The organism is Haloarcula sp. MBLA0138, from assembly GCF_055632455.1.
Genome location: NZ_CM145746.1, coordinates 340,234 through 359,501 on the forward strand (window position 1 = coordinate 340,234; position 19,268 = coordinate 359,501).

General features: G+C 69.5%; 20 protein-coding genes. 9 read left to right on the top strand and 11 right to left on the bottom strand.

What is annotated here, in order from left to right:
* Positions 1-7: 7 nt before the first annotated feature.
* Genes ACV7JO_RS01735 through ACV7JO_RS01750 form a run of 4 tightly spaced genes read left to right on the top strand, consistent with a single transcriptional unit; the run spans position 8 to position 5,197 of the window.
* Positions 8-1,351 (top strand): aspartate aminotransferase family protein, encoded by a 1,344-nt coding sequence (locus ACV7JO_RS01735; RefSeq protein WP_470354618.1) that lies wholly within the window; start codon positions 8-10, stop codon positions 1,349-1,351.
* A complete protein-coding gene (gene speB / locus ACV7JO_RS01740) occupies positions 1,348-2,343 on the top strand; it encodes an agmatinase (protein WP_470354619.1) in 996 nt (331 codons plus the stop codon). The genes ACV7JO_RS01735 and speB overlap by 4 nt, the downstream gene beginning before the upstream one ends.
* The gene (locus ACV7JO_RS01745) at positions 2,340-3,707 is read left to right on the top strand and encodes an NAD-dependent succinate-semialdehyde dehydrogenase (RefSeq protein WP_470354620.1); all 1,368 of its coding nucleotides are present in this window, start codon (positions 2,340-2,342) and stop codon (positions 3,705-3,707) included. Before speB ends, ACV7JO_RS01745 begins: the two co-directional genes overlap by 4 nt.
* Positions 3,704-5,197, top strand: a complete 1,494-nt coding sequence (locus tag ACV7JO_RS01750) for an aldehyde dehydrogenase family protein (protein ID WP_470354621.1) — start codon at positions 3,704-3,706, stop codon at positions 5,195-5,197. Before ACV7JO_RS01745 ends, ACV7JO_RS01750 begins: the two co-directional genes overlap by 4 nt.
* A gap of 48 nt (positions 5,198-5,245) precedes the next feature.
* Here the strand turns inward: ACV7JO_RS01750 and ACV7JO_RS01755 are convergent, their stop codons facing one another.
* From ACV7JO_RS01755 to truA, 3 genes are all read right to left on the bottom strand, one after another.
* On the bottom strand, positions 5,246-5,650 hold the full coding sequence (locus ACV7JO_RS01755) for a DUF7475 family protein (protein WP_470354622.1): 405 nt from the start codon (positions 5,648-5,650) through the stop codon (positions 5,246-5,248).
* Between the two features lie 297 nt (positions 5,651-5,947).
* A complete protein-coding gene (gene pepF / locus ACV7JO_RS01760) occupies positions 5,948-7,738 on the bottom strand; it encodes an oligoendopeptidase F (protein ID WP_470354623.1) in 1,791 nt (596 codons plus the stop codon).
* A 53-nt stretch (positions 7,739-7,791) separates the two neighbouring features.
* Complete coding sequence (truA, locus tag ACV7JO_RS01765; protein WP_470354624.1) at positions 7,792-8,589, bottom strand: tRNA pseudouridine(38-40) synthase TruA; 798 nt, start codon at positions 8,587-8,589, stop codon at positions 7,792-7,794.
* A gap of 139 nt (positions 8,590-8,728) precedes the next feature.
* Between truA and ACV7JO_RS01770 the strand changes: the two genes are divergently transcribed.
* Both ACV7JO_RS01770 and ACV7JO_RS01775 read left to right on the top strand, forming a co-directional pair.
* Positions 8,729-9,466: a DUF7847 domain-containing protein gene (locus tag ACV7JO_RS01770; protein ID WP_470354625.1), complete on the top strand. Its 738-nt coding sequence runs from the start codon at positions 8,729-8,731 to the stop codon at positions 9,464-9,466.
* A gap of 69 nt (positions 9,467-9,535) precedes the next feature.
* Entirely contained in the window at positions 9,536-10,210 is a 675-nt protein-coding gene (locus ACV7JO_RS01775) for an MBL fold metallo-hydrolase (RefSeq protein ID WP_470354626.1), read from the top strand.
* Position 10,211: 1 nt separating this feature from the next.
* Here the strand turns inward: ACV7JO_RS01775 and ACV7JO_RS01780 are convergent, their stop codons facing one another.
* The 5 genes from ACV7JO_RS01780 to ACV7JO_RS01800 all read right to left on the bottom strand — a co-directional run bounded on the left by ACV7JO_RS01780 (position 10,212) and on the right by ACV7JO_RS01800 (position 14,005).
* Entirely contained in the window at positions 10,212-10,523 is a 312-nt protein-coding gene (locus ACV7JO_RS01780; RefSeq protein ID WP_470354627.1) for a DUF7126 family protein, read from the bottom strand.
* On the bottom strand, positions 10,520-11,437 hold the full coding sequence (guaA, locus tag ACV7JO_RS01785) for a glutamine-hydrolyzing GMP synthase (protein ID WP_470354628.1): 918 nt from the start codon (positions 11,435-11,437) through the stop codon (positions 10,520-10,522). Before guaA ends, ACV7JO_RS01780 begins: the two co-directional genes overlap by 4 nt.
* Positions 11,437-13,095, bottom strand: coding sequence for a glutamine hydrolyzing CTP synthase (pyrG, locus tag ACV7JO_RS01790; RefSeq protein ID WP_470354629.1), 1,659 nt, complete (start codon positions 13,093-13,095; stop codon positions 11,437-11,439). The genes guaA and pyrG overlap by 1 nt, the downstream gene beginning before the upstream one ends.
* Positions 13,096-13,161: 66 nt before the next feature.
* Complete coding sequence (locus ACV7JO_RS01795; RefSeq protein ID WP_470354630.1) at positions 13,162-13,359, bottom strand: hypothetical protein; 198 nt, start codon at positions 13,357-13,359, stop codon at positions 13,162-13,164.
* Between the two features lie 55 nt (positions 13,360-13,414).
* Positions 13,415-14,005, bottom strand: a complete 591-nt coding sequence (locus ACV7JO_RS01800; protein ID WP_470354631.1) for an alpha/beta hydrolase — start codon at positions 14,003-14,005, stop codon at positions 13,415-13,417.
* A 90-nt stretch (positions 14,006-14,095) separates the two neighbouring features.
* Here ACV7JO_RS01800 and ACV7JO_RS01805 point away from each other — a divergent pair, with 90 nt between their 5' ends.
* Positions 14,096-14,362 (top strand): hypothetical protein, encoded by a 267-nt coding sequence (locus ACV7JO_RS01805; RefSeq protein WP_470354632.1) that lies wholly within the window; start codon positions 14,096-14,098, stop codon positions 14,360-14,362.
* A gap of 64 nt (positions 14,363-14,426) precedes the next feature.
* The gene (locus ACV7JO_RS01810) at positions 14,427-15,272 is read left to right on the top strand and encodes a PspA/IM30 family protein (RefSeq protein WP_470354633.1); all 846 of its coding nucleotides are present in this window, start codon (positions 14,427-14,429) and stop codon (positions 15,270-15,272) included.
* A 14-nt stretch (positions 15,273-15,286) separates the two neighbouring features.
* On the opposite strand, the gene ACV7JO_RS01815 is transcribed toward ACV7JO_RS01810, so the two are convergent.
* Both ACV7JO_RS01815 and ACV7JO_RS01820 read right to left on the bottom strand, forming a co-directional pair.
* Positions 15,287-16,243 (bottom strand): hypothetical protein, encoded by a 957-nt coding sequence (locus tag ACV7JO_RS01815; RefSeq protein ID WP_470354634.1) that lies wholly within the window; start codon positions 16,241-16,243, stop codon positions 15,287-15,289.
* Positions 16,244-16,437: 194 nt separating this feature from the next.
* Positions 16,438-17,478: a molybdopterin-binding protein gene (locus ACV7JO_RS01820; protein WP_470354635.1), complete on the bottom strand. Its 1,041-nt coding sequence runs from the start codon at positions 17,476-17,478 to the stop codon at positions 16,438-16,440.
* 364 nt (positions 17,479-17,842) lie between these two features.
* Here ACV7JO_RS01820 and ACV7JO_RS01825 point away from each other — a divergent pair, with 364 nt between their 5' ends.
* Positions 17,843-18,190 carry a DUF7977 family protein gene (locus ACV7JO_RS01825; protein ID WP_470354636.1) on the top strand — a complete coding sequence of 116 codons (348 nt, stop codon included), beginning with the start codon at positions 17,843-17,845 and terminating at the stop codon, positions 18,188-18,190.
* Between the two features lie 30 nt (positions 18,191-18,220).
* Here the strand turns inward: ACV7JO_RS01825 and ACV7JO_RS01830 are convergent, their stop codons facing one another.
* Positions 18,221-19,264, bottom strand: a complete 1,044-nt coding sequence (locus ACV7JO_RS01830; RefSeq protein ID WP_470354637.1) for a DUF7972 family membrane protein — start codon at positions 19,262-19,264, stop codon at positions 18,221-18,223.
* Positions 19,265-19,268: the final 4 nt, after the last annotated feature.

A 19,268-nucleotide genomic window follows, 5' to 3' on the forward strand; every position in this document is an offset into this window, starting at 1 on the left:
CCAAAATATGTCAGATAGAACCACAGAGCCGCCAAACGGAGACGCGGTCGACGGCAACGACGACGTCGTCGGTCGGTACGACGACTACGTGATGCCCATCTGGAAGAGCCTCAACGTCCCGGTCAAACGGGCGTCGAACTGCACCGTCGAGGACTACGAGGGCAACGAGTATCTCGACGTGTTCTCCGGTATCTCCGTGACGAACGTCGGCCACAACAACGAGGCCGTCGTCGAAGCGGCCAAGGCGCAACTCGACGAGTTCGTCCACGGGTGTTCGTACGTGCACCCGAGCGAACCGGTCGCTCGGCTGGGCGAACGGCTGGCCGAGATAACGCCCGGCGACCTCCAGAAGTCCTTCTTCTGTAACTCCGGGACCGAGGCGGTCGAGGGCGCTATCAAGCTCGCCCGGAAGTACACCGGCAGCAAGGAGGTCGTCGCCCTCGAAATGGGGTTCCACGGCCGCACGCTCGGGAGCCTCGCGCTGACCGGCAACAAGGCCTACAAGAACGAGATGGCCCCGACGATAAACGACGTCGCCCACGTCGCGCCGCCGTACGCCTACCGCTGTCAGCTGTGTGACGGTGGCCCGTGTTCGTGTGCCTGTGCCGACGACTTGGAGCGTGTCATCGGCACTCACACCGCCGACGACCTCGCGGCCGTCGTGGTCGAGCCGGTGATGGGCGAGGGTGGAATAATAGTTCCACCAGAGGGGTGGCTCGAACGGGTCCGAGAGATAACCCACGACCACGGCGGCTTGCTCGTCCTCGACGAGGTCCAGACCGGGTACGGGCGGACCGGAGAGATGTTCGCGTCGGAGCACTTCGACGTGGTGCCGGACATCCTCTCGCAGGCGAAAGGCATCGCCAACGGGATGCCGCTCGGCGCGTTCACCGCCTCCGCCGAGGTCGCCGACGCGTTCGAGGCCGGCGACCACCTCTCGACGTTCGGCGGCAACCCGGTCGCGTGTGCGGCCGCGCTGGCGACCATCGACGAACTGACCGGCGGCGTCGTCGAGAACGCGCGCGAGCAGGGCGCGTGGCTGTCGGCGCAGTTGGACGACCTCGCGGCGGCGTTCGACATCGTCGGCGACGCCCGCGGCCTCGGGCTGATGCAGGGGGTCGAACTCGTCGACCCCGACGGCGACACCGGTCCGATGGGCGTCGCACCGGAGCCCGCCCCCGACGCCGCCAAACGGGTCGGTACCACGCTCAGAGACAACGGCATCATCATGGGCGTCGGCGGGTACCACAAGAACGTCATTCGTTTCCAGCCGCCACTGACCATCAGCCGCGAGCAGTTGTCCACGGCCGTCGACGGCCTCCGGGACGCACTGGCGGAGGTCGAGCCGTGAGCCGACAGCGCGGCCGGCGCGCCGGCGACATCGGGCCGGGGGTCGAACTCCCGTACGCCGGTATCGAGACGTTCCTGAAAGCCGACCACCGCGACGTGGACGAACTCGGCGGCTACGACGCGGCCGTCGTCGGCGTGCCCTACGACGGTGCCGTCAGCAACCGGCCGGGCGCTCGCTACGGCCCGCAGGCGATTCGCCGGGCGAGCGGGTGGTGGGCGTACCTCTCGGGGTACAAGGGCGGCCTGACCAACATGCGGACCGGCAAGCAGGTCGACTTCTCCGAACTCTCGGTGACCGATTGTGGCGACGTGCCGGTGTTCCCGATGGACCGTTCGCGCACCGCCGAGAGCATCGAGGCCCACGTCGCGGCCATCAGCGAGCGGGCGTTCCCGGTCGTGCTGGGCGGTGACCACTACTGCACCGCCCCGTCGGTGCGGGGGTTCGCCGAGGGCGCGGGCCATGACAGCGTCGGCCTCGTCCAGATAGACGCACACACCGACACCAGCACCGACAGCCCGGTGTTCGGCGACGAGTTCCACGGGTCGAGCACGGCGCTGGTGGCCGACTCGCCGTACTGTGACTACGCCGACATCAGCCAAGTCGGCATCCGGGGCTACGAGTCCCCGGAGTTCTTCGACTTCGCCGCCGAGAGCGGCCTGAACCTCTACACCATGCGCGACGTGGCCGACCGCGGCATCGAGGCCGTGGTCGAGTCGGCCGTCGACGCCGCGGCCGAGGGGACGGACGCGGTCTACGTCACGTTCGACATCGACGCCGTCGACCCCAGCGTCGCCCCGGGGACGGGGACGCCGGAACCCGGTGGTCTCTCCGCGAATCAGGCCTTGACGGTCGTGGAGACGCTGGGTCGGCACGACGCCGTCGCGGGGGCCGACCTGATGGAAGTCGCGCCGGGCCACGACCCCAGCGAGGGGACCCAGCGACTCGCGGCGTACCTCCTCGTGACCCTCCTCGAACGACAGTTCGCAGAATGACATTCGAAACCACCAATCCCGCGACCGGCGAACGAATCGACACCTACGACCCACACGACGACGCGGCCGTCGACGCCGCTCTCTCGGCGGCCGACGGCGCGGCCGAGACGTGGCGGTCCCGCTCGGTCGAGGCCCGGCAGGAACTGGCCGCGGAACTGGCCGCGGTCCTCCGGGACCGGACCGAGCGCTACGCGCGGCTGATGGCCGCCGAGATGGGGAAACCGGTCGACCAAGGCGTCGGCGAAATCGAGAAGTGCGCGTGGCTGTGTGACCACTACGCCGAGAACGCGGCCGCGTACCTCCAAGACGAGCGCATCGGGAGCGAACCGGGCGCGGAGACGTACGTCGCCTACGAGCCGCTGGGTGCCGTGCTGGGAGTGATGCCGTGGAACTTCCCGTTCTGGCAGGTGTTCCGGTTCGCCGTCCCCGCAGTGACCGCCGGCAACGCCGCGCTGTTGAAACACTCGCCGACGACGTTCGGCTGTGCCGCCGCCATCGAGTCGGCGTTCCGGGACGCCGGCTACCCCGACGCCGTCTTCCAGTCGCTGCGAATCGAGGCCGACCGCGTCGCGGGCGTCGTCGCGGACGACCGCGTCCGGTCCGTCACGCTGACCGGCAGCACGCGGGCGGGCCGGGCCGTCGCGGAGACGGCCGGCCGGAACATCACGAAGACCGTGCTGGAACTCGGCGGGAGCGACCCCTACGTGGTTCTCGACGACGCCGACCTCGACGCCGCGGTCGAGACCGCCGTCACCGCCCGCACGCAAAACGGCGGGCAGTCCTGTATCGCCGCCAAGCGCCTGCTCGTCCACACGGCCGTCTACGACGAGTTCCTCGACCGCTTCGTCGACCGGATGGAGGACCTGACCGTCGGCGACCCGACCCACCCGGACACCGATGTCGGACCGCAGGCGCGGGCGGACCTGCGCTCGGAGCTACACGAACAGGTCGAGGCGAGCGTCGCGGCCGGCGCGACGTGTCACTGCGGCGGCGCTCCGCTCGACGGCGAGGGCTTCTACTACCCGCCGACGGTCCTGACCGACGCCCCGGCGGACTGCCCGGCACGGGCCGAGGAGCTGTTCGGCCCCGTCGCGACCGTCGTCGAGGTCGCGGACGAGGCGGCGGCCGTGGCGGTCGCAAACGACACGGACTACGGACTCAGCGCGTCGGTGTGGACCGCGGACCGCGAGCGGGGCCGCCGCGTCGCCGAGCGCATCGATGCCGGCGCGGCTTTCGTCAACGAGATGTCCAAATCCGACCCACGACTGCCCTTCGGCGGCGTCAAGGACTCCGGATACGGCGTCGAACTGTCCCGCCACGGCATCAGGGAGTTCACCAACGCGAAGACCTACTGGATAGCATGAGCCACGACTTCGACCCGGAGATGCACGACCGACACGAACAGGCCATCGCGGCGGCGACGAGCGACCGACAGTTCCCGCTGTGGATAGACGGGCGCGGCCGGCCGGCCGACGGCGGCGACACGCTCACGACACGGGACCCCGCGGTCGACGCGCCCATCACGACCGTCCCCCGCGGGGGCGCGTCCGAAATCGACGCGGCCGTCGACGCCGCTCGCGGGGCGTTCGAGGGCGAGTGGGGCGCGCTGGACCATACCGAGCGCGCCGACCGACTGCTGGCGTGGGCCGCCGAACTCCGCGACCACGCCGACGAACTGGCGCGACTGGAGTCGCTCGACACCGGGAAACCGGAGGCGTTCGCGGCCGCGGAAATCGACGAGGGCATCGGGTACATCGAGTACTACGCCCACCTCCTGCACGGCGACACCGACGACCGGGTCCCCGTCGGGGGCGACACCCACGCCTACAACCGGGCCGAGCCCTACGGCGTCGCCGGCCTCGTCGTCCCGTGGAACTACCCCGTGTTGCTGACCAGTTGGAAGCTCGGCCCGGCGCTGGCGGCCGGCAACGCCGTCGTGTTGAAGCCGGCGGAGTCGACCCCGCTGACGGCGACCCGACTGGCGCAGTTGGCGACGGGCATCCTCCCCGACGGGGCGCTGAACGTCGTCCACGGGCTCGGCGACGAGGCCGGGGCGGCGCTGACGAGCCACCCCGGCGTCGACAAGCTCTCGTTCACCGGGGAGGATTCGACCGGGGAACTGGTGATGGGTGCCGCGGCGGAGAACATCACCCCGGTGACGCTCGAACTCGGCGGGAAGTCGCCCTTTGTCGTCTTCCCCGACGCCGACTTAGAGGCCGCGGCCGCGACCGCCGCGGAGGGAATCTTCTACAACGTCGGCCAGTCGTGTGACGCGCTCTCGCGGACGCTGGTCCACGAGGACGTCCACGCGGAGTTCCTCGACCACTTCCTCGACGCGGCCGCGGAGTGGAGCGTCGGCGACCCGCTCGACGCGGAGACGACGGTCGGTCCGCTGTCGTCGGAACAGCAGTACGAGAAGGTGCGCGACTACATCGAAATCGGCCGCGACGGCGGCGCGGACCTCGTCCACGGGGGCGCGGGCCTCGCCGGGCCGGGCTGGTTCCACGAACCGACGGTCTTCGACGGCGTCGACAACGACAGCCGGCTCGCACAGGAGGAGGTCTTTGGCCCCGTCGCCTCCGTCATCGAGTTCGGCGACTACGCCGAGGCCATCGCGTTGGCGAACGCCGTCGACTACGGGTTGGCGTCCGCCGTGGCCACCGAGGACCTCTCGCTCGCCCACCGGGCCGCCGCCGACATCGAAGCCGGCACGGTCTGGGTCAACGACTACGCGCGGTTCGCTCCGGGACTCGCCTTCGGCGGGTACAAGCGCTCCGGCATCGGCCGCGAGTGCGGTGCCGAGGCGCTCGACGAGTACCGCCAGACGAAGACCGTCGCGATAAACCTCGACTGACCCGGTCGGCGGACCGACCTCACGGTGTCCGAACGGGCGTCCCCGTCGTCACGCCTGCCGATAGAGGTAGAGCGTCGCGCCGACGAAGACGAGTTCGGCCGCCTTGGCGGCGACGGTCAACAGGTCGACGCCGCCACCGCGGGCCACGAATACGTCCACGCTGAACCCTTGGAACGCGAACAGCGCGAGGACGGTCGCGGCCCCGTAGCCGGCGGCGACGAGGTACAGTTCGGGCCGCCAGTACCGGCTCAGATACAGCGCGATACCGCCGAGAAAGCCCAGCCCGTTCAGGATGAACAGCGTGCCGAGCGTCCGACTGAATCCCAGCAGGCCCGGCCCCAGCAGGAGGTGAATCGCGGCCGAGACGAGGGCCGCGAGAATCGCCACGTATCCGACCGGGTTCGCGGGGAGGCTGACGAGCGGGGTACTGTCTGCCGTTGGCTGCGCGGACATGCCGTTTGTTTCAGGCGGCGCGAATAAGAATCCCCGGGCGTGGTCCGAGTGTTCGGGACGGCCCGCCGGTGTTTAACCGGCTCGGCTCCGTCGCGCGACGCCGGGTGGTGTTCCGACACCGCCGACGGCGATTCCACGTCGTCGCCGATACGGTCAGCCCAGTCGGCCGTCACCACTCCGGCGCGGGCCCATCCGTCTGTCTCCCTAATGCTGTCGGAGCGCCGGTACAGTGTGTTGCGGTGGTCGCTTTTCAGTGGCCGGTCGCGGCCCGTGTGTTCCCGACTGACTCGTCCCGGGTTACAGCAGGCCGGCGAACTCGTCGAGGTAGTCGTCGTAGGTCGACAGCGCCGACGCGACCGGCTCGGGACTCGCCATGTCGACGCCGGCGTCGCGCAGCAGCTCCAGCGGGTACTCCCGGGAGCCGCTGCGGAGGAAGTCGACGTAGCGCTCTGCGGCGGGTTCGCCCGCCTCCAGAATCCCGTCGACCAGCGCCACCGCGGCGGAGATGCCGGTGGCGTACTGGTAGACGTAGAACGCCCGGTAGAAGTGCGGGATGCGCATCCACTCGCGGGCGATGCGGTCGTCGAGGACCGCCGGCTCGTAGTAGTCGCCTTTCAGGTCCGCGTAGAGCTCGTCCAGCCGGTCGGGGGTCAGTGGCTCGCCGGCCTCGGCCATCTCGTGGGTGCGCTGTTCGAACTCGGCGAACATGGTCTGGCGGTACAGCGTCGAGCGGAACCGTTCGAGGTACTCGTTGAGGACGTGCCGGCGCAGCGTGTCGTCCTCGACGGTCTCCAGCAGGTGGTGGGTCAGCAGCGTCTCGTTGACCGTCGAGGCGACCTCGGCGACGAATATCTCGTAGCCCGAGTAGACGAACGGCTGCTCGTCGCTGGTGTACTCCGAGTGCAGCGAGTGGCCGAGTTCGTGGGCCAGCGTGTACATCGAACTCACGTCGTCCTGATAGTTCAGCAGGATGAACGGCTGGGAGTCGTAGGTCCCGCCGGAGTAGGCCCCCGACTGCTTGTGTTTCGTCTCGTAGACGTCGACCCACCGCGAGTCGAGCCCCTCGGCCAGCCGGGACTGGTAGTCCTCGCCCAGCGGCGCGACGGCGTCGGTGACGTACTCGCAGGCCTGTTCGTACTCGATTTCGGGGGATTCGCCGTCGACGAGCGGGACGTAGAGGTCCCACGGCCGCAGTTCGTCCGCGCCGATGGCTTCCCGTTTCAGGTCGGCGTGGCGGTGGAGGCTGTCGAGGTTGTCGTGGACGGTGTCGACGAGCGTGTCGTACACCTCGCTTGGCACGTTCGGGCCGTCCAGCGCCGCCTCGCGGGCGGTGTCGTAGTCGCGCGCGTTCGCCAGCTTCACGTCGGTCTTGACGGCGTTCTTGTAGGCCGCGCCGACGGCGTTGCGGACGCCCGCCCACTCGTCGTAGAAGGACTCGTACACCCGCCGGCGGAAGTCGCGGTCGGGCTTTTTCTGGAGCGTCGTGAAGTTGTTGAGCGTGACTGGCTGGTCGTCGCCGTCGGGGTCCGTCACGGTCGGGAACTCCATGTCGGCGTTGGCGAGCATGTTGTACACCTCGCCGGGCGCGCCGGTGACCTCGCCCAGTTCCGCCAGCAGGTTCTCCACCTCCGTCGAGCGGGTGTGGGCCTTCGTCCGGAGCACGTCGTCGAAGTAGTGCTCGTAGGGCGAAAGCGCCGGCTCGGCGTCTATCAGCGCCTCGATGTCGTCCCACGCCAGTTCCTGTAGCTCCGGTTCGAGGAACGACGCGGCCGATTGGGCCTCCGAGGACAGCGACTGCGCGCGGGCCGTGAGCGCCTGATACGTGTCGTCGGTCGTGTCCTCGTCCCGGCGCATCCGGGCGTAGGCGGCGACGTTCGAGACGGTCCGCATCAGCTCCTCGTACGTCTCCAGCGTCTCCCGGAGCGTGGCGGCGTCCTCGGTGGCTCTGCCCTCGTAGGCTTCGAGGTCGGCCACCAGTCCCTCGGCCCGTTCGTAGGCGGCCTCCCAGGCCTCGTCGTCGGCGTAGAGCGATTCGAGGTCCCACTTGTGGGCCTCGGCGACGTCCTCGCGTGCGGGTACCGAACTCATAGCCCCGGCTATGGCGGGGGCGGAAGTAAGCCTTTCTCGCCGACCGCGGCGGGCTACTCCAGCCCGTCGGCGACCCGCCCGGCCACCCGCGCCCCGGCCAGTCGCTCGGCCCGCGTCGCCGCGAACACCTCGCCCGCCTCGCGTGCGACGCGGTCGTCGGACACGAAGGACAGGTCGGGGTAGCGCACGTCGGTCAACACCAGCGGGGCCGGCGGCGCGGGCGCGATACCGTCGGGACCGGCAAGCGGCGTCGGCGCGAGCGCGCGGCCGACCTTCGCGGGCGGGGACTCCCCCCGGAGTACCTCCGCGAGCAGGCCGACGACGCGGCGGACGAGTTGGCGAGCGAACCCGTCGGCCCGGAGTTCGACGACGAGGAACTCGCCGTCGCGGGCGAGGGCGGTCGAGAGCGTCCGGACGGTCCCCTCGTCGTCGGGCGTGAGGTTGTGGTAGTCGCGGGTGCCCGCCAGCGCGCCGAGGGTCCGGCGCGCCAGCGCGTCGTCGGCGTCGGGCGCGTGCAGGTAGTAGGTGTACGCGCGCTCGGCGGCGTCGTGGGTCGCGTGGAACCCGGGCGGGGCGTCGGCGCTGGCCCACGCGCGGACGGCGTCGGGGAGTTCGCTGTCGAAGGCGGCGGGGGTGAGCCACGCCGGGGCCTCGAAGGCGACGGTCTGGGCGACGGCCGAGACGCCGGCGTCGGTGCGCCCCGCGGCCGCGTAGCCCGGCGGCACCCGCCGGTCGGTCGCGTCGAGGGCGTCGAGGGCGTCCAGCAGTGCGTCCTCGACGGTTCGTACGTCCGGCTGGCGCTGGAAGCCGTGGAAGCCGCGGCCGTCGTAGGCGACGCGGAACGCGCGCATGCCCCGGCTTCGCGGCTGAGTCACTTGGGCGGTTCGGCTCCGTCCCCCCGACGGTGGCCGCTCGCGACGCCTTCCGACGAGTTTCTGTCTCAGAAGCTCGGCAGCACGCTTTACGTCGGTTCCGGGGCGAAAACGGTCCGTGACCCTGAACATCGGTTCCTCGCTGACCGGCGGTCTCCGTCGCATCGCAAACCGGAACGGCGCGGTCCTCACGCTCGCTTACGTCGTCCTCGGCACTATCTGGCAGGTCGCGTTCTACAGCGCGGTCGTCACGTGGCTCCGGGAACACGGCCCGACCACCGGCGACGTACCGCTCCCCGCGCTCGACGTGCCGCTCGCGGTGGCCGTCGCCGTGGCCCTCCTCTCGCTCCTGCTGTTGCAGGTGCTCACTATCGTCGCCATCAGGACGTTCGTCGGCGGGCACGCGGACGCGATTCCGTCGGCGTACTACACGCGCAACATGGCGCTCGCCCTCGTCAACTCGGTGGTCGGGGGCCTCGCCTACGGGCTGTTGGTCGCCCTCGGTTCGCTCCTCGTCGTCCCGGGTATCATCGCCTACGTCGCGTTCCTGTTCGTGCTCGTCTACGTCGCCGTCGAGGACGAGAACTTCGTCGCGGCGCTCCGGGACAGTTGGCGGCTGACGCGGGGCAGCTGGCTCCGCCTGTTCGCGCTGGTGGTGGTTCTGGTCGTCGTCGTCGGAATCGCCTCGTCGGTGCTCTCCGTTCTCGCGTCGCTGCTCGTCGGTGCCGTCGCCGGGCCGGCGATAGCGACGCTCGTCTCGGGCATCGTCGTCCTGCCGTTCTCGCTGCTCACCCTCGGCGTCATCGCGGAGGCGTTCACGCAACTGCGCGACGACACCGAGGCGTCGGCGCTCTGAGGCGGCCCGCGACGGCGGGGCGGCGAGCGCCGGCCAACTGTTTTGTTCGCCTCGCTCCTACGTCGACGCATGGTGACGCCGCTCTCGGACGCCGTCTGGTGGTACGACCTCGGCGGCGTCAACGCCTACCTCGTCGACGACGCGGGGGCGCTGACGCTGGTCGACGCCGGACTCCCGTGGCACGGGGACCGCCTCCTCGCCGGCATCCACGAGGCCGGCTTCGACCGCCGGGACCTCGACCGGGTGCTGGTGACACACTTCGACGCCGACCACGTCGGCGGGCTCTCGGCGCTCGACGGCCTAGACCTGACGATACACGTCGGCGCGGGCGACGCCCCCTACCTGACCCGGGAGCGCCGGCCGCCGCTCGACACCCGCAAGGGGGCGTCCCAGTGCCTGCTCACCGCGCTTGGCGACCCGCCGGCGAACCCGGTCGAACCGCTCTCGGACGGCGACACGGTCGGGAGTTTCACCGTCTACCACACCCCCGGCCATACCCCCGGCCACGTCTGTTACGTCAGCGACGACCTGTCGCTGGCGCTGCTTGGCGACCTCGTCCGGGAGGACGGCGGCGTGTTCGAGCCGTCGCCGTGGCTGCTGAGCGACGACACCGACGACGTGACCCGGAGCGTCGAGGCGCTGGCCGCGGCGGCCGGCGACTTCGAGATAGCCGCACCGGGCCACGGCGTCCCCTTCCTGCGGGGCGGGCGGGACCGCTTCGACGACCTCGTTGCGAGCCTGTAGCCTACAGTTCTTCGGCGACGGCGTCGGGCGCGAGCAGGTTCGGGTCGACGACGAGGTCGGTCTGGCGGGTGGCGAACTCCGGTAGCGACCCCTCGGCGTAGACGACGACGCGGACCTCGGGGTTGAGGTCCTTGGCGACGGCGATGGAGGTGGCTTGGTCCATCTCGGTCAGGAAGTACACGTCGGCGTCGTGGACGCCGGCCTCCTCCAGCCCGGGGCGGTTCCCCACGTCGGCGACGGTGACTGCGTGGCCGGCAGCCTCGACGGCCGCGGCGATTCCCTCCGGGTCCGAACCGACGAGGACGACCTTCATTCGTACTCGATGGTCGCCGGGGGCTTATGGGTCACGTCGTAGACGACGCGGGCGACGTTCTCGTGAGCGCCCGTGATGCGGCTCTGGATGCGCTGGAGCGTCTCCCAGTCGAGTTCCTGCGCGCGGGCGGTCATGCCGTCGCGGCTCTCGACGGAGCGGACGGCGACGACCCAGCCGTGGACGCGGTTGTCGCCCTTGACGCCGGTGGCCTTGCCGATGACGGCCGCCAGCGCCTGCCACGGTTCGTACTCCTCCAGTTCCTCCTCGACGACGTGGTTGGCCTCGCGGGCCACCGCCAGTTTCTCCGCGGTCACCTCGCCGATGATTCGCACGGCCAGTCCGGGCCCGGGGAAGGGCATCCGCTCGGAGATTATCTCCTCCAAGTCGAGCGCGCGGGCCACTTCCCGCACCTCGTCCTTGTAGAGGTCCCGCATCGGTTCGACGATGCCCTCGAAGTCGACGACCTCGGGGAGGCCGCCGACGTTGTGGTGGCTCTTTATGGTGCCCTCGCTCTCGATGCGGTCGGGGTAGATGGTCCCTTGGACGAGGTAGTCGGCGTCGACCTCGCGGGCGACCTCCTCGAACTCCCGGATGAACTGCTCGCCGATGATGTGGCGCTTCTCCTCGGGGTCCGTCTCGCCTTCGAGTTCGTCGAGGAAGCGGTCCTGTGCGTCGACGACCCGCAGCGAGTCCATGTAGTCGAAGGTCTCGCGTATCTGCTCGGTCTCGCCTTTCCGCATCAGGCCGGTGTCGACGTACACCGGCGTCAGTTGGTCGCCGATGGCCTCGTAGGCCAGCGCGGCGGCCGTCGAGGAGTCGACGCCGCCCGACAGCGCGATGACGGCGTTGGCGTCGCCCACCGCGTCGGCGATTTCGGCCTTCGCGTCGGCGATAAACTCGTCGACGTCGACCATCAGTGGCTCACCCCCTCGGGGGTCGCGTGGGGGTCCTCGCCCAGTACCGCCTCCAGCAGGCCGACGAAGGGCGGGCTGGCGCGGGTGGGCCGCGAGCGGAACTCGGGGTGGAACTGCGTCCCGACGAAGTAGGGGTGTTCCTCGGGCGCGAGTTCGAGTATCTCCATGCGGTTGTCCGAGCGCCCGGAGAACGTAAGCCCGGCGTCTTCGAGGTCGTCGATGTACTCCGGATTCACCTCGTAGCGGTGGCGGTGGCGCTCGGTGCAGGCGTCGGCCCCGTACAGCGCGTGGGCCAAGGTCCCGGACCGGATGGCCGTCTCGTGTGCGCCCAGCCGCATCGTCCCGCCCATGTCCTCGACCTCGTACTGCTCGGGCAGGATGTCGATGACAGGGTGGGCGGTGTCCTCGTCCAGTTCCGCCGAGTGAGCGCTCTCGAGTCCCAGCACGTTCCGGGCGTACTCGATGACCGCCAACTGGAAGCCCAGACAGAGCCCGAGGTAGGGGACGTCGTTCTCGCGGGCGTGGCGGATGGCGTCGATTTTCCCCTGTGTCCCCCGCGTACCGAAGCCGCCGGGGACGACGATGGCGTCGGCCGACCGCATGCGCTCGGCGTGGCGCTCGGTCATCTTCTCGGAGTCGACCCAGTCGACGTTGACCTCGACGTTCTTCTCCAAGCCGGCGTGTTTCAGCGCCTCGTGGACGGAGATGTAGGCGTCTTCGAGGTCGTACTTGCCGACCAGCGCCACGTCGACCTCGCCCTCGGTCTGTTGGGTGACCAGTTCCCGCCAGCGGTTCTCTCGCTGGTCCTCGGGCAGGGCCTCCTCGGCGATGTCCAGTTCCTCCATGACGTACTCGTCTAACCCCTCCTCCTCGACCATCAGCGGGACGTGGTAGATGTCGTCCACGTCGGGGTTCGAGAACACCGCCTCGGTGGGCACGTCACAGAACAGCGCTATCTTCTCGCGCGTGTCGATGTCGAGTTTGTCCGAACAGCGACCCACGAGGATGTCCGGCTGAAGCCCGATAGAGCGAAGTTCCTTCACGGAGTGTTGGGTCGGCTTGGTCTTTTGCTCGCCGTTTTTCGAGTACGGGACGAGCGTGACGTGCGTAAAGAGAATGTCGTCCTCGTCTTCCTCGTGGGCGAACTGGCGCAGCGCTTCGAGGTAGGGCATCCCCTCGATGTCCCCGACCGTCCCCCCGACCTCGATGATACAGACGTCGTTGCCCTCGGCGGCTTCGCGGATGCGCCGCTTGATGTCGTCGGTGATGTGTGGGATTATCTGGACCGTCTTGCCCAGATAGTCGCCAGCGCGCTCTTTCTCGATGACGTGCTGGTAGGTCTTGCCCGTCGTGACGTTGTGGTCGAAGGTCATGTCGATGTCGAGGAACCGCTCGTAGTTCCCCAAGTCGAGGTCGACCTCGCCGCCGTCTTTCAGCACGTACACCTCCCCGTGCTGGTACGGGTTCATCGTCCCGGCGTCGACGTTGAGATAGGGGTCTATCTTGACCGCGGTCACGTCGAACCCGGCGTTTTTGAGGAGACGACCTGTGCTGGCGGCGGTGATGCCTTTGCCCAGTCCGGACATCACGCCGCCGGTGACGAAGATGAACTTCCGACCCAAATCGGGGTCGTAGTCCGTCTCGGGTTCCGTCGGCATACCGACGGTGCGCCGTGGGCCGTCAAAACGGTTTCGGAGCGCGCCATCTTCGCCAACGCGTGGCAGTCAGCGCCCCACGCGCCGCGGCGCAAGCGCCCGCCTGACCGCGACCAGCACCGACAGCGTCAGCGCCGAGAAGACGGCGTCGAACGGCGGCGCGCCCACCGCCCGAAACAGGAGCAGTCCGGCGACGAAGCCCGCGAGAAGCGAGACGACCCCGTGGCTGGTCCGGCGCGCGACGGGTCGTCGACCGGCGGTTGCCATATACAACTATTATACATTATAGAATATAAATACTGGTACGGGTTCGCATGGACGGCTACGGCGACAGCGCGTCGGCGAAGAACGCGGCGACCGACGCGCCGACCCGCTCGCGTTGGCCTACGAAGTGGTGGTCGGCCGGGAGCCACTCGACGGCGTGACCCGCCTCGCCGGCGCGCCGGGCGACCGCCCCGCAGTCGACGGTGTCGTCGCGCTCGCCACAGAACACGGCCGCGCTGCCGACGGCCGCGAGCGCGGCGGCCGCGTCGCCGTCGCCGGTGAGGTCCGGCGGCGGTGCGAGCGCCGCCACCGCGGGCGCAGGGTCGCGCTCGGCGGCGGCACACAGGGCCACGGCCCCGCCGAAGCTGTAGCCAAAGAGGCCGACGGCGTCGTAGCGGTCGCTCGACCACGCGAGCGCGTTCCCGGCGTCGGCGCGCTCGCCCCGGCCCTCGTCCCACGGGCCGTAGTCGAACCGCAGGCACGCCACGTCGGGCGCGAGCGCGTCGGCGACGGCGCGCAACCGCGGGTCCGAGCGCGACCCGCCCTGCCGTGGGTGAGGTGGGCAGGCGACGACGACGGCGTCGGCCGCGGGCGCGTCGAGCGTCCCGACGACGCGGCGGCCGCCGGGGACGCGGACGGTCTCGCTCACGCCTCCCGAGAGGGGGGCCGGCCACGAGAACCTACCGCTCGGACGCCGCCGAGTCGACAGACACGTCGCGGTGGCCCGCGACACGCCCCTATGGACTCCGACGAGCCCGCCCACGGTGTCGCCGAATCGGCCGTCTCGCCCTCCGACCGTCGCCGCCGCAGCGTCCGCCAACTGCTGTTCGTCGTCGCCGGTGCCCACACCGGGGCGTTCGTCGGCAGCGTCGTTCCCACGTTCGGGCTGCCGGGCGACACCGCCTCGGTCCTGCTCGTGGCGCTGCTGTTCACGCTGCCGTTCGCCGTCGACGCCAAGTGGGAGACCATCGAGGCGACGTGGTTTCGCGTCTTCGGTCAGCCGTGACGCTTTGCTCGTCGCTCCCGCCTCGTGTAAGAAATTTAAGTCAGGGACGCCCTAACGGAGACACATGGGAATCCTCTCGCGCGCCTCGTACGTCATCCGGTCCAAAGTCAACGCCGTCCTGAACCGGGCGGAGGACCCGACCGAGACCCTCGATTACAGCTACGAGCAGCTCCGCAACGAACTGCAGGACGTCAAGCAGGGCATCGCGGACCTCACGACACAGAAGAAGCGCTTGGAGATACAGAAGCGCCGCCTCGAAGAGAACGTCGAGAACCACAACGAACAGGCCAGACAGGCGGTCAAACAGGACCGCGAGGACCTCGCCCGGCAGGCCCTCGAGAAGAAAAAGCAGAAGATGAGCCAGATAGAGGAACTGGAGGGCCAGATTCAGGACCTCCAGAGCCAGCAGGACCAACTGGTCGAGCAGAAAAACGAGCTCCAACAGCAGATAGAGCAGTTCCGGACGAAAAAGGAGACCATGAAGGCCCGCCACGAGGCCGCCAAGGCCTCCAAGCGGGTCAACGAGGCGATGACCGGTGCCGGCGACGAGATGGAAGACGTCAACCGCGCCATCGAGCGCGCCGAGGAGCGCACCGAGGACATGGAGGCCCGCGCGCAAGCCATGGACGAACTCCGCGAGGACGGTGTCCTCGAGGACCAGCTCTCCGATAAGAGTTCGCTGGAGCGCGAACTGGAGGAGGTCCAACAGCAGGGGTCGGTCGACGCCGAACTCGACACGCTCAAAGCCGAGATGGGCGAGGGCGAGGCCAGCGCCGACGAGAGCGAGACCGATGTCTCCGAGTCCGACCTCGAAGCGGAACTGGCCGACGACTCGACGCAGGTCGACGTCGACGAGAGCGAGGTCGAGTCGGAACTCGAGGAGTTGAAAGACGACGAACAGTCCTCGTAGGCGGGCGCGCTACGTCACTTCTCGATGATGGTCCCGCCCGCCCCGACCGCGATGTCGGGGTCGCCCCGGACGACGGCCTTGAGGTTCTGGCCCGTCGGGGTCCCGTCCTGTCGCCACTGGCCGTTGCCGAGGCCGTAGACCTTCCCGCCGCCGCCGACGGTGAGGCCGACGCCCATCCCTATCTCCACGTCCCGGAGGCCGGCGTCGCCGGTGTCGTCGGGCGTCCACTCGCTCCCGTCGTAGTGGAACAGCATCCCGCCGCCGCCGGATATCCAGACGTTGTCCGGGCCGTCGGAGTCGACGCCGTAGAAGTTGACGTTGGCGTCGGCCAGCCCGATTTTGTCCCACGTCGACCCGTCGTCCGTGGCGAACACCGACTTGTTGCCGTCGACGATGTGGCCGCTGCGCGGGCCGTGGAAGTCGACGGCGTTGATGGCCGACCCGGAGCCGGGCGTCGTGTCGTCCCAGCTTCCGGTCGTGCCGTTCTCGAAGGAGTAGTACATCTTCCCGGAGTCGCCGGCGACGTAGACGTTGGCGTCGCCCGCCGTCCCGGTGACGGCCACGTCGTTGAAGTTGTTCGTCACGTCCATCGGCGCGGAGTGGTCGGTCAGCACGCCGGATTCGATGTCGTACTCGCCGATGGCACCGGAGGAGCCGACGAACCAGAGGCGCTCGCCGTCGTCGGTCACGTCCGAGCCGTAGAGGCTGTTGCCGTTCCCGGTGGGGCCGCCGTCGAGCACCTTCCGCCAGCCTTGCGCCGTCCGTTCGAGGACCAGTCCGCCGGCCCCGACGGTGTACGCGCCCCCGTCCGTGTACTCCACGTCGTAGAGCGTGTTGCCGGTGGGGGACTCGACGGTCTCCCACGGGGTCGCGGCCACGGCCCCGCCCGAGAAGGCGGAGCCACCCAGCGCCGCAGCGACTGTCGCGCCGATGCCTTTGAGCACGCCGCGTCGACTCGCATGGTCGGACATTGCACTCGGGGCTGATGGCGGATTACACTTAAACGAAGGAAGCCATTTATTCGTTTTTCGCCGTTCAGACGTTTCAAAAGCGCCGGTTTCGACATCGAACGTTCCTAACACTCCGGCTCGGAAACCGAGGATAAAACACGTCTTTGACCGACAGTTGCGGGATTAAACAGCGTAAAACGTCCCGGTTCCCCGCCTCAGCCGAGGTGGTCGGCCAGTTCGCCGCCCTCGCCCGCGACGACCTCCGTGACCCCCAGCCGGGCCACCTCCGCGTCGCCCGGCAGGCAGAACACCGGTGTCCCGTCGGCGACGCCGGCCGTCGAGCGCACCGCGACGACGCCGGTCCCGATGTGGTCGTACAGCAGCCGGCGGTACACCTCGCCAAAGCCCGGCAGCGCTTTCTCGAAGAGGGGATGGACGGCCTCGATAGTGACCTCCTCGGCGCGGACGCCGGTCCCGCCGGCGGTCACGACCACGTCCACGTCGTTCCGGCCCACCAGCGTATCGACCGCCTGCTGGACACCGTCGTACCCGCCCTGTAGTCGCTCGACCGTCGTGACGCTGTGGCCACTCGATTCGAGCGCATCGACGACCGTCTCGCCGGTCGGGTCGTCGCCGTCGCTGGCCGTCCCGACCGTGACGACGCCGAAGTCGGCTGGCAGCACCGTCCGCTCCGTCGCCGGCTCGGACTGTCCCGCCTGCGGGCTTCCGGCGGTTTTCGCCCCCGCCGGTGCCCCGCCCGCGGGGTCAGGGTCGTTGCTCGCTGGCTCCGCTGTGTCCGACTCGGCGGCCGCACCGCCCGCGGCCTCGCTCTCGGTCGGCGTCTCGACCGCCTCGGCCTCGCTCTCGGCGTCGCCGTCCGGGTCCGCGAGCGGGTCCCGTCCCGGGTCGGACGCCGTCTCTCCGGCGCTCCTTCCGGCGGCCGCCGCGTCTCTCTCCGCCCCCGTACCCCCGTCGTCCGGTCCGGATTCCGCGGCCGCGTCGCTCGGCTCCGCGTCCCCGGACGGCCCCTCCGGGGGGTCGGTCCCGGACGCCTCCGCTGTCGCGGACTCGTCGTTCGCCGTGCCGGCCGTCTCGCCGCCGGCCGCCTCCTCGGCCGACGACTCCCCGCTCGCGGTCTCGGTGTCCCCGGTTCCCGCGATAGCGTCGTCGGCCGTCTCGCCCTCCGTCTCGTCGGCCGTCTCGTCCTCCTCGTCGCTGACGCCGCGGCGCGTGTCACGGGACTGGAAATCGACCATACGGGACCGAGGGCGTCACGACCTAAATATTCCCGCGGCTGTTCGAAACAGTGGTATTAACACCTTGGAGTGTCAGGCACCTTCCATGCCCGGCTTCTACCACGTAGTTTGCCACAGTTGCGAGTTTGAGGGGATGTACGAGGGGCAGGCGGCGGCCGTCAGCGCCCGCGACACCCACGAGACCGAGCGGGGACACGACACCAGCTACCTCGACATCAGGCGCTCGACACCGTCGGTATCGTCCTGAGGCGCGTCCTCCGGGACCGTGACCGTCCGAGACCGCTACTGTTTTGCGCACGGTCGCCCGAATCTCGACCGTGCAGGGAGTCCAGTACACCGAACGCGGCGGGCTGGAGTGAGTTCCATGAGTGACGACGACCCGACGGTGACCGTCGACGACGACGGCGGCGTGCGCGTCACCGAGGCCGACGACGGTGGCGAGGTGTCGCTCTCGGACCGGCCAAGCGGCGAACCCCCCCGGCAGGCACCCGGCGGCGACGCCTTCGGCACGCACGGGCTGATACTGCTGGGAACCATCGCCATCGCCTTCATCGTCGTCCCGGTGGCCATCCTGCTGTTGCCGGCCGCCCGCGGCCTCGTCGCCTCGCTGGGGCTGACGCTGCGGGCCGCGTACCTGACGCTCCCGCTGATTCCGGCGTTCGGACTGGGTATCATCGCCGTCTGGTCGGCGCTCCGGTCCCGGCGGACCTGACCGATACGGCAGCGCCGGCCGACCCAGTCGTCACTCCCACTCGACGTCGACCGACCGGTCGGTCTCCCGGAGGATGAACGGGCCGATAGAGAGGGTCCGCTTCGTGACGGTGACGATGCGGAGGATGTAGGCCAACAGGACGGTAAAGGGCAGGAGCGCGACCGTCGTCGTCACGGCCACCGCGAGCAAGGCGTCGGCGACGCCCAGCGTCGCGCCGGTGAGATCCCGCGGGTCCAAGAACAGCAGGGAACCGATAGCGACGGTCAGGGCCGGCACTGCGACGTACAGCAGCGTCCGCGAGAGGTTCGACAGCTCCCACTGGAAGTACAGCGTCTTGAAGTGTTCGCGGGCGGGGCCGAACAGCTCCAGCGTCTCGACGAGGGCGTCGAGTTCCGCGTCCACCGCGTCGGATAGCTCGTCGGCGTAGGTCTCCCGGATGCGGCGGCCGGCGTAGAGCTTCCACGAGTAGTTGTAGTTCAGCGCCGCCCGGAGCACGTCGAACTCGCCGAAGGTCGCGCCGTCGAGTTCGTCGCCGACGGAGTCGGCGTTGCCGACCACGGAGTCGAGATACGTCGACAGCAGGTCTGTGAGGTCGTCGCTCAGTCCCGTCTCGTCGGCCGCATCCTGTGCGGCCCGGGCCCGCTCGCCGGTCGCGCGGACGAGCGAGCGGAGAAACGCCGACGGCTCGGCGGGGCTGACGCTCGTCCCGATGGCCTCGGCCGCGTCGGCGCGAAACGACATCGCGCCGTCCATCCGCTCGCGCTGGTCGCCGACTGCACCCAGTTCCTGCGAGAGGACGAGCTGGCTCAGCGTCAACACGAGGGTGACGCCGGTGATGGTCGCGGTCGTCAGCCCCTGATACAGCGTCTCGGCGGGGTCGCCGCGGGTGAGCAGCGTCGCCGCGGGCGTGGGGTGTGCGAGGCCGGCCGCCACCAGCCCGAACAGGAGCACGGCCGAGAACAGCCCGGTCACGACCCAGCGGTCGGCGTCGAGCAACAGCCAGACGACCCGCGTGTCCTCGTCGGCCCGTTCGCGCATCGTGTCGCTCGGCTGGTCGCGGTCCGATTCGCTCATACCC

What these genes read in the sequence shown, in the direction of transcription:
- ACV7JO_RS01735 (WP_470354618.1), top strand. Translation starts at nt 8, where the DNA reads ATGTCAGATAGAACCACAGAGCCGCCAAACGGAGACGCGGTCGACGGC.
- ACV7JO_RS01745 (WP_470354620.1), top strand. Translation starts at nt 2,340, where the DNA reads ATGACATTCGAAACCACCAATCCCGCGACCGGCGAACGAATCGACACC.
- ACV7JO_RS01750 (WP_470354621.1), top strand. Translation starts at nt 3,704, where the DNA reads ATGAGCCACGACTTCGACCCGGAGATGCACGACCGACACGAACAGGCC.
- ACV7JO_RS01755 (WP_470354622.1), bottom strand. Translation starts at nt 5,650, where the DNA reads ATGTCCGCGCAGCCAACGGCAGACAGTACCCCGCTCGTCAGCCTCCCC.
- pepF (WP_470354623.1), bottom strand. Translation starts at nt 7,738, where the DNA reads ATGAGTTCGGTACCCGCACGCGAGGACGTCGCCGAGGCCCACAAGTGG.
- truA (WP_470354624.1), bottom strand. Translation starts at nt 8,589, where the DNA reads ATGCGCGCGTTCCGCGTCGCCTACGACGGCCGCGGCTTCCACGGCTTC.
- ACV7JO_RS01775 (WP_470354626.1), top strand. Translation starts at nt 9,536, where the DNA reads ATGGTGACGCCGCTCTCGGACGCCGTCTGGTGGTACGACCTCGGCGGC.
- ACV7JO_RS01780 (WP_470354627.1), bottom strand. Translation starts at nt 10,523, where the DNA reads ATGAAGGTCGTCCTCGTCGGTTCGGACCCGGAGGGAATCGCCGCGGCC.
- guaA (WP_470354628.1), bottom strand. Translation starts at nt 11,437, where the DNA reads ATGGTCGACGTCGACGAGTTTATCGCCGACGCGAAGGCCGAAATCGCC.
- pyrG (WP_470354629.1), bottom strand. Translation starts at nt 13,095, where the DNA reads ATGCCGACGGAACCCGAGACGGACTACGACCCCGATTTGGGTCGGAAG.
- ACV7JO_RS01795 (WP_470354630.1), bottom strand. Translation starts at nt 13,359, where the DNA reads ATGGCAACCGCCGGTCGACGACCCGTCGCGCGCCGGACCAGCCACGGG.
- ACV7JO_RS01805 (WP_470354632.1), top strand. Translation starts at nt 14,096, where the DNA reads ATGGACTCCGACGAGCCCGCCCACGGTGTCGCCGAATCGGCCGTCTCG.
- ACV7JO_RS01810 (WP_470354633.1), top strand. Translation starts at nt 14,427, where the DNA reads ATGGGAATCCTCTCGCGCGCCTCGTACGTCATCCGGTCCAAAGTCAAC.
- ACV7JO_RS01815 (WP_470354634.1), bottom strand. Translation starts at nt 16,243, where the DNA reads ATGTCCGACCATGCGAGTCGACGCGGCGTGCTCAAAGGCATCGGCGCG.
- ACV7JO_RS01820 (WP_470354635.1), bottom strand. Translation starts at nt 17,478, where the DNA reads ATGGTCGATTTCCAGTCCCGTGACACGCGCCGCGGCGTCAGCGACGAG.
- ACV7JO_RS01825 (WP_470354636.1), top strand. Translation starts at nt 17,843, where the DNA reads ATGAGTGACGACGACCCGACGGTGACCGTCGACGACGACGGCGGCGTG.
- ACV7JO_RS01830 (WP_470354637.1), bottom strand. Translation starts at nt 19,264, where the DNA reads ATGAGCGAATCGGACCGCGACCAGCCGAGCGACACGATGCGCGAACGG.